This window comes from Pseudonocardia ailaonensis (assembly GCF_039531635.1).
In the GTDB taxonomy this organism is placed as follows: Bacteria; Actinomycetota; Actinomycetes; order Mycobacteriales; family Pseudonocardiaceae; genus Pseudonocardia; species Pseudonocardia ailaonensis.
The window spans coordinates 56,913-64,561 of the sequence record NZ_BAAAQK010000026.1 but is presented as its reverse complement, the minus strand read 5'-3'; the positions used below and the strand labels follow the sequence as shown (position 1 = coordinate 64,561).

Here is a 7,649-nt window from a genome sequence, read left to right as displayed (position 1 = left end):
CGGGGCGCGGCCGGGCGCGGCGGGGCCGGGCGCGGCCGGTCGGCGCGGGCCGGGTGGCGCCGCGGGATCAGGCGGTCGCCTTCTCCGCTGCCGCGATGACGTTGCGGAAGAGCATTGCGACCGTGGTGGGGCCGACGCCGCCCACTCGCGGGGTGATCGCGCCGGCGACCTCCTCGCAGGACTCGTCGACGTCCGGGAGCAGCTTCTTGCCCGAGTACCGCACCCCGCCGCCGATCACCGTGGCACCGGGCTTCACGTGGGAGGGCTGGATGATCCCGGGGACGCCCGCGGCGGCGATCAGGATCTCCGCGCGCCGGGTGTAGCGCTGCCAGTCCGGGACGCCGGTGTGCACCACGGTGACCGCCGCGTTGGCGGTCGGCCGCTTCTGCGCCAGCAGCATCGCGAGCGGGCGGCCCAGGGTGGCGCCGCGGCCGAGGATCACGACCTCGCGCCCGGCGACCGGGATCTCGTAGAAGGCCAGCAGCTCCTCGATGCCCGCGGGCGTGCAGGGCAGCGGCCCGGGCAGGCCGACGGCGAGGCGGCCCATGTTCATCGGGTGCATGCCGTCGACGTCCATGTCCGGGTCGAGCTCGGCCAGCGCGGCGTCGTAGTCCAGGTGGCCCGGGATGGGGTACTGGATCAGCAGCCCGTGGACCTTCGGGTCCGCGTTGTACCCGCGGATCGTCTCGACCAGCTGCTCCTGGGTCGTCGACGCGGGCAGGTGGCTGTGCGGGGAGTCGATCCCCAGCTCGGCGGCCTGCTTCTGCTTGATCCGGATGTAGCCGGCGGACGCGTCGTCGTCGCCGACCAGGACGGTGGCCAGGCTGGGGGTGATCCCCTTGGCGCGCAGGGCGTCGGCCCGGGCGGTGACGTCGGCGAGCACCCGCTCGGCGACCGGCCTGCCGGGCAGCATTCGTGCGGTCATGGCATCCCTCGTGGAGCGGGGGCCCAGGCGGTCGACCCCCGCGGATGTCGGCTCCCCGATGGTCGTTGCCATCCTCTTCGTGCCGCCAGTCGCGCTCGTCGGCAGTCTAGTCGCGACCACTGCTCTGGAATTGGCCCTTGGGTAAGAGGCCACCCGGACGGAGGGTGGGGGGTATGGATCTGCGCCCGCTCCCCGTGACCTACGCGCCCGGCCGCCGGCTCCCGCAGCTGGCGATCGGCCTGGCGCTGTACGGGGCGTCGATGGCGATGCAGATCCGCGGCGGCCTCGGCCTCAACCCGTGGGACGTGCTGCACCAGGGCCTGGAGAACCGGCTGCCGTTCAGCTTCGGCGTGATCACCGCGATCACCGGCGTCACGGTGCTGCTGTTCTGGATCCCGCTGCGGCAGCGCCCGGGGATCGGCACGGTGGCCAACGTCGTGGTGATCGCCTTCGCCGTCGACGCCGTGCTGGCCCTGCTCCCGGCGGCGCAGTCCTGGCCGATGCGGGTGGGCCTGATGGCCGGCGGGATCGTGCTCAACGGCGTGGCGTCCGCCCTCTACATCGGCGCCCGGCTGGGCCCCGGCCCACGCGACGGCCTGATGACGGGCCTGGCGGCGCGGACGGGCTGGTCGCTGCGCCTGGTGCGCACCGGCATCGAGATCACGGTGCTGGCGACGGGCTGGTGCCTCGGCGGCACGGTCGGCGTCGGCACCGTGCTCTATGCCCTGGCCATCGGCCCGCTCACCCAGCTCTTCCTGCGGGCTTTCGCGGTCCGGCAGCCGGCCCACGCCGGGTGAGCGTGGGCCGGGTCAGCGCCGGGAGGCGCGCCGCACCCACCAGGCGTTCCACGCGGCCAGCCCCACGAGCGTGACGATCAGCAGCGCCTCGGTGAGCCCGACCGCCACCGAGACCGGCAGCAGGAACACCAGCGGGATCCGGATCAGCGCCTCGGCCAGCAGGCCGACACCCCAGACCGTCGAGCTGAACCGGTGGCCGCGCCGGACGTCCGCGTCGGTGTCGAACTCCGCCTGCACCTGCGCGGCCTGCGCCGGCTGGAAGCTCTGCAGCGCCGACAGCGTGAGCGGGCGGCGGCCGCAGATCGCGGTCCACAGGAACACCAGGCCCAGGACGCCGGTGATCAGCGAGTTGCGCAGCAGCAGCGTCCGCGGTTCGCCGGTGGCGAAGGCCAGGGCGAACCCGGCCCCGTAGACCACGAGCATGACGGTCGCGAACGGGTTGAGCCGGCGGTGCCGCACGGCCACCCAGACGATCCGCAGCGCCGCCACCACGCTGCCGCCCAGCAGCGCGATCCAGTCGTCGAAGCCCAGCAGGTGCAGGACGTAGTAGGTCGCGACCGGCAGGCCGACGTCCCAGGCCAGGCCGCGGATCATGGTGAGCGGGCCCGCGGTGACGGGCTCGTCCTCCGAGGTCATGACACGCTCCTCCGACTGTTCGCTCGTACGCTCGCTCATGACGCCTCCTCGGGGTTCCGGCTCAGCGCTCGGTGTCGGGGATCCACGAACCGTGGAACCCCGCGGGGACACCGCGCGGCAGGGTGACGCGGGCGACCGGCTCCCCAGCGATGTCCGTGGCGTCGAGCACCAGCAGCTCGGACGCCTTGCCGTCCCGGGTGGTGGTGATCGAGAGCAGCCAGCCGTCCGCCTCGCCGCGGTCCGGCGCGTCCGAGGGCACGAACACCGCCTCGCCCGCGACGACCTCGGATCCCAGCTCGTGGGCGTCGAGCGCCCCCGTCGCGGCGTCGTGGCGCAGGATCGCGCCCCGGCCACCGCCGTCGGCCACGGCGTAGAGGAAGCGGTTGTCCCGCCCGGCCCGCGCGTCGTCGACGGTCGGGAACTCCAGGCCCTGCTCGGACAGCTGCGCCTGGCCGACGGTCCCGGCGGCCGGGTCGATCGTCCAGCGGTGCAGGGTCGCGGTGCCGGTCGAGGCGGCCGAGGCCGCGGGCGCCGGGCCGATGGAGTGCCACAGCGAGGTGATGTCTCCGCCGGAGTACCGCGCCACGTCGAGCACGATGTTCCCCGCCGGGTCCTCGAACGCGTTGCCCACGTGGAAGACGTAGCAGGGATCGACGTCGAACCAGCGCACCTCGCCCGGCCGGTCCAGCGGCATGACGCCGAGGCGGGCACCGTAGGACTCGTCGTAGGCGTAGGGCAGCGCACGGCCGACCCGGGAGAGGTCGAAGACCATCGGCAGGTCGAGGAAGACCGCGTGCCGGGCCGTGACGGCGAAGTCGTGCATCATCGTCGGGCCCGCGACCGGCACCTCCGCGCTGGTCACGAGCTCGCCGGCGGCGCTCACCCGGTGGTAGGTGAGGTACGGCGGCAGCGCGCCGTAGCCGAAGAAGTGGAGGTCGCCGGTGTCCGGGTCCGCCTTCGGGTGGGCGGTCATCGCGGTGGTGAGCCGGCCGCCGAAGTCGTCCGCGCCGACCGTCTCCAGCTCGGGGGTGACGACGTACGGGAACCCGTTCTCGACGAGCGCCATGATCTTCCCGCCGTGCTCGATCACGTGCGTGTTGGCGACGACGGCGGTGCGGTCGAACGTCCCGTCCGGGCCCACGAAGTGCCGGCCCTCGAGCGTGCCGGTGCGCACCCAGCGATTGCGGTACCACTCCGCGCGGCCCTCACGCAGCCGGATGCCGTGCAGCATCCCCTGGCCGGCGAACCAGTGGCCCGGGTCCTGGCCCGGGAGCGGGTTGGGGCCGTTGCGGAAGTAGCGGCCGGTGAGCTCGGCCGGGAGCGCGCCGGTGACCGGGAGGTCGACGGCCTCGATCTCGTCCGGCACCGGGGCGAGGTGACCCTGCAGGTAGGACGGCTTCTCCGTGGTGGTCATGGAGGAAGACTGCACCTCCACGCGCTGACATGTCAACAGTGACATGTGAGAAATGACAGGTAGGCTGTGCACATGTCGTTGTCGCACGCATTGCTGGGCCTGCTGGCCGTCGAACCGCGCTCGGGCTACGAGCTCACCAAGGCGTTCGAGCGCGACCTCGGCCGTTATGCCTGGCAGGCGGGCCACACCAGCATCTATCCGGAGCTGAACAAGCTGGCCGACAGGGGCCTCGTCGAGGTCACGCACGAGGGCGCGCGCGGCTCCCGCACCTACGGGGTCACGGCGACGGGGCGCGAGGAGCTGCGCACCTGGCTGATGACGCCGCAGCGGCAGGGGAAGGTGCGCAACGAGCAGGTCCTGCGGATGTTCCTGCTCTCCTCGCTCGAGCCGGCGGACGCGCTGGCGGTGCTGCGCACCATCGCCGAGCACACGGACGCCAGCGCCACCGAGCTGCGTACGGTCCGCGAGGAGTACGCGGACGTCCCGCTCACCGGCGCCGAGGGCTTCGGCCAGCTCGCCGCCGAGTACGGGCTGCGGCAGTACGAGGCGGTGCGGGACTGGGCGCGCTGGGCGATCACCCAGCTCGAGAAGGCCTGAAGGGGGCCCGCCGGACGGCGGGCCCCCTCCAGGAGCGGACGGTCAGGCGCGGACGGGGTCGCCCTCGACGCTCTCGACCTCGGCGGCGGGGACCGCGTCGATGCTGGCCAGCTGCCACGGCCGCACGACGAGCACCAGCACCGTGAGGGCGAGGACCTGGGCGCCGGCGATCGTGAGGCCCATGGCCAGCGCGTCGTTGCCCAGCAGGCCGACGATCGGGGAGGTCAGCGCACCGACCCCGAACTGCACCGCGCCGAGCAGCGCGGCGGCGGTTCCGGCGCGCTCACCGTGGCGGGCGAGGGCGAGCGCCGGGGCGTTCGGCAGCACGAGGCCGACCGAGAACATCATCGCCCAGAGCGGCACCAGCACCCCGACGAGCCCGAAGGCCCCGGTCCCGGCGAGCAGCGCGAGCACGAGCGCCGCGACCGTGCCGGTGATGCTCGCGGTGAACGCGATCGAACGCGGCTCGAAGCGGCGCAGCAGGTAGGCGTTGAGCTGGGTGGCGGCGATCAGGAAGACCGCGCCGGCGCCGAAGACCAGGCCGAACGTCTGGGTGCCGAGCCCGAACTGCTGCTGGAACACGAAGCTCGACCCGGAGACGTAGGCGAACATCCCGGCGATCGAGAAGCCGGCCACCAGGATCAGGCCGACGTACACGCGGTCGCGCAGCAGCGAGCCGTACGCCTTGAGGGTGGGGACGAGTGCGGCACTGCGCCGCCGCTCGACCGGCAACGTCTCGCGGAGCCCGAAGGCCAGTACGACCAGGATGATCAGGCCGAACGCGGCGAGCGCGAGGAACACGCCGCGCCACTGCGCGACCCTCAGGAGCTCGCCGCCGAGCGTCGGGGCGAGCACCGGAGCCGCGCCCATGACGAGCAGCAGCCGGGAGAGCAGCGTGGCGGCCGCACGGCCGGCGAACAGGTCGCGGACCACGGCCAGCGCCACCACCGCACCGGCGGCGGCACCGACCCCCTGCAGCACCCGCAGGGCGCCGAGCACGGCGATGTTCGGGGCGATGACGATCAGCAGCGACGTCACGACGTGCAGCGCCGTGCCGACCAGGAGGGGCTTGCGGCGGCCGATCGCGTCGGACAGCGGGCCGATGAACAGCTGGCCGAGCGCGAGGCCGATCAGCGTGCCGGTGAGCGTGAGCTGCACCGTCGACGCGGTCGTCTCGTACTCGGTGACGATGGTCGGCAGCGCCGGCAGGTACATGTCGATCGTCAGCGGCCCGAGCGCGGTCAGGGCGCCGAGGAGGAGGGCTATGCGAACCCGGCTGGGAGTAGCGGGGGCGGTCAACAGCGGAGCCTTTCGTCGTGCTGGGTCCGGATCGCCCGGCATCGATGCTCGGTCGCGGTTCGTACCCGCCCATGAGTTTCGTGGCGTCGTTCGTGTTCGTGAGGGTCGAGTAGTTCCAAGGCACGACGCACGGCGTGGTGTTCCGATCCCCCGCCGGGTGTGCGGCAGCTCACCTACTCGCTGGTAGATAGGCTGGCCCGATGGGCAGCGCCGCGATCGTGAGCACCGTCCGCACGAGCGACGGGCTCGCGCTCGCCGTCCAGGAGGAGGGTCCGCCCGGCGCCCCGGTCGTGGTCGCCGTCCACGGCTACCCGGACGACCACTCGGTCTGGTCGGGCGTGGTCGCGGACCTGGCGCGCGACCACCGCGTGGTGACCTACGACGTCCGCGGCGCCGGTGACTCCGAGGCCCCCGCCGAGCGGGAGGGCTACCGGGTCGTGCGGCTCGCCGACGACCTCCGGGACGTGATCGACGCCGTCTCACCCGACGGACCGGTCCACCTGCTCGCGCACGACTGGGGCTCGGTGCAGGCCTGGCAGCTCGTCTCGGACCCGTCGGCGCGGGACCGGCTCGCCTCGTACACCTCGATCTCGGGTCCGGCGCTGCCGCACATCGGGGCGTTCTCCCGCAGCGCGCCGGTGCGCGAGCGGCTCCGGCAGGCCGCGGCGTCCTGGTACATCGGCTTCTTCCAGCTCCCGGTGCTGCCGGAGCTCGCCTGGCGCAGCGGGGTGTTCGGGGCGGCGATGGCGCGCCGCGAGCGGATCCCGCGCCCGCGCGTCCGGGACGCGGTACGGGGCCTGAACCTCTACCGCGCCAACCGGCAGGGTCCGCCGGACCCGCGCCGGGAGACGACGGTCCCGGTGCAGGTCCTCGCCCCGTCCGCCGATCGCTACGTGACCCCGGCCCTGGCCGCCTCCGCCGCCCGCTGGGTCCCGGACCTGCGGTTGCGCGAGATCCGGGCGGGGCACTGGCTCCCGCGCACGCGGCCCGAGGTGGTCGCCCGCTGCGTGCGCGAGCAGATCGCCGCGGTGACCGCGCCGGCCCTCGCGCCGGGCGCGCTCGCCACCGGCTCGGCGGCCGCCGGGCTGCCGCGCGCCGGATCGCCGGCCGCCGGGCTCCGCGGCGTCGGACGGCCGGGCCTGGGCCGGTGGACCGACCGGATCGTGCTGGTCACGGGGGCGGGGCGGGGGATCGGGCGGGCGGTGGCCCAGGGGTTCGCGCGCCGCGGGGCCCTCGTCGTCGCCGTCGACAAGGATCGGGCGACGGCCGAGCGCACCGCCTTCGAGACCGGCGGGTGTGCCTACGCCGTCGACGTCACCGACGCCGCCGCGATGGAGGACCTCGCCGAGCGGGTCTGCGCCGAGGTCGGGGTGCCGGACGTCGTGGTCAACAACGCGGGCATCGCCGTCTCCGGCCCCTTCCTCGCGCACTCCGCGAAGGACTGGCAGGACATCCTCGACGTCAACGTGCTGGGGGTGGTCCACGGCTGCCGGCTCTTCGGCGCCCGGATGCGCGAGCGCGGCGAGGGCGGGCACATCGTGAACGTCGCCTCGGCCGCCGCGTTCACCCCGACCCGGTTCCTGCCGGCCTACTGCACCACCAAGTCCGCGGTGCTGATGCTGTCGGAGTGCCTGCGCGCCGAGCTGGCCGAGGACGGCATCGGCGTCACCGCGCTGTGCCCCGGCTTCCTGCCCACGGACATCGCCGGCTCCGCCCGCTTCGTCGGCTCGGCCGATCCCGAGGCCGAGCAGCGCCGCACCGACAGCCTCCTCAAGCGCCGCCCCTACCCCCTGGACAAGGTGGCCGACGCGGTCGTGAGCGCCGTCGAGCGGAACAAGCCCGTCCAGCTCCTCACGGTGGAGTCCCGCACCGCCCACGCCCTCACCCGAGTGGCGCCCACGGTCCTCCGCCGCCTCGCCCGCCTCTCCCCCTGACCTGTGCATTATGGAGCCACAATGCACGCCGGAGGCTCCGAGAAAGT

Annotated in this window: 7 protein-coding genes; 3 read left to right on the top strand and 4 right to left on the bottom strand. The window is 73.8% G+C overall.

Going from position 1 to position 7,649, the window contains the following annotated elements; genetic code table 11:
- Positions 1–67: 67 nt before the first annotated feature.
- Positions 68–925: a bifunctional 5,10-methylenetetrahydrofolate dehydrogenase/5,10-methenyltetrahydrofolate cyclohydrolase gene (locus tag ABD324_RS31855; protein WP_344425711.1), complete on the bottom strand. Its 858-nt coding sequence runs from the start codon at positions 923–925 to the stop codon at positions 68–70.
- Positions 926–1,098: 173 nt separating this feature from the next.
- Between ABD324_RS31855 and yczE the strand changes: the two genes are divergently transcribed.
- Complete coding sequence (gene yczE / locus ABD324_RS31850; RefSeq protein ID WP_344425708.1) at positions 1,099–1,722, top strand: membrane protein YczE; 624 nt, start codon at positions 1,099–1,101, stop codon at positions 1,720–1,722.
- A 12-nt stretch (positions 1,723–1,734) separates the two neighbouring features.
- Here yczE and ABD324_RS31845 read toward each other — a convergent pair whose 3' ends face one another.
- Positions 1,735–2,397, bottom strand: a complete 663-nt coding sequence (locus ABD324_RS31845; protein ID WP_344425705.1) for a VC0807 family protein — start codon at positions 2,395–2,397, stop codon at positions 1,735–1,737.
- A gap of 22 nt (positions 2,398–2,419) precedes the next feature.
- The gene (locus ABD324_RS31840) at positions 2,420–3,772 is read right to left on the bottom strand and encodes a carotenoid oxygenase family protein (RefSeq protein WP_344425702.1); all 1,353 of its coding nucleotides are present in this window, start codon (positions 3,770–3,772) and stop codon (positions 2,420–2,422) included.
- Positions 3,773–3,844: 72 nt separating this feature from the next.
- Here ABD324_RS31840 and ABD324_RS31835 point away from each other — a divergent pair, with 72 nt between their 5' ends.
- On the top strand, positions 3,845–4,369 hold the full coding sequence (locus ABD324_RS31835; protein WP_344425699.1) for a PadR family transcriptional regulator: 525 nt from the start codon (positions 3,845–3,847) through the stop codon (positions 4,367–4,369).
- Between the two features lie 42 nt (positions 4,370–4,411).
- On the opposite strand, the gene ABD324_RS31830 is transcribed toward ABD324_RS31835, so the two are convergent.
- Positions 4,412–5,668, bottom strand: coding sequence for a multidrug effflux MFS transporter (locus ABD324_RS31830; RefSeq protein ID WP_344425696.1), 1,257 nt, complete (start codon positions 5,666–5,668; stop codon positions 4,412–4,414).
- A gap of 200 nt (positions 5,669–5,868) precedes the next feature.
- Here ABD324_RS31830 and ABD324_RS31825 point away from each other — a divergent pair, with 200 nt between their 5' ends.
- Positions 5,869–7,602 (top strand): SDR family oxidoreductase, encoded by a 1,734-nt coding sequence (locus ABD324_RS31825; RefSeq protein ID WP_344425693.1) that lies wholly within the window; start codon positions 5,869–5,871, stop codon positions 7,600–7,602.
- Positions 7,603–7,649: the final 47 nt, after the last annotated feature.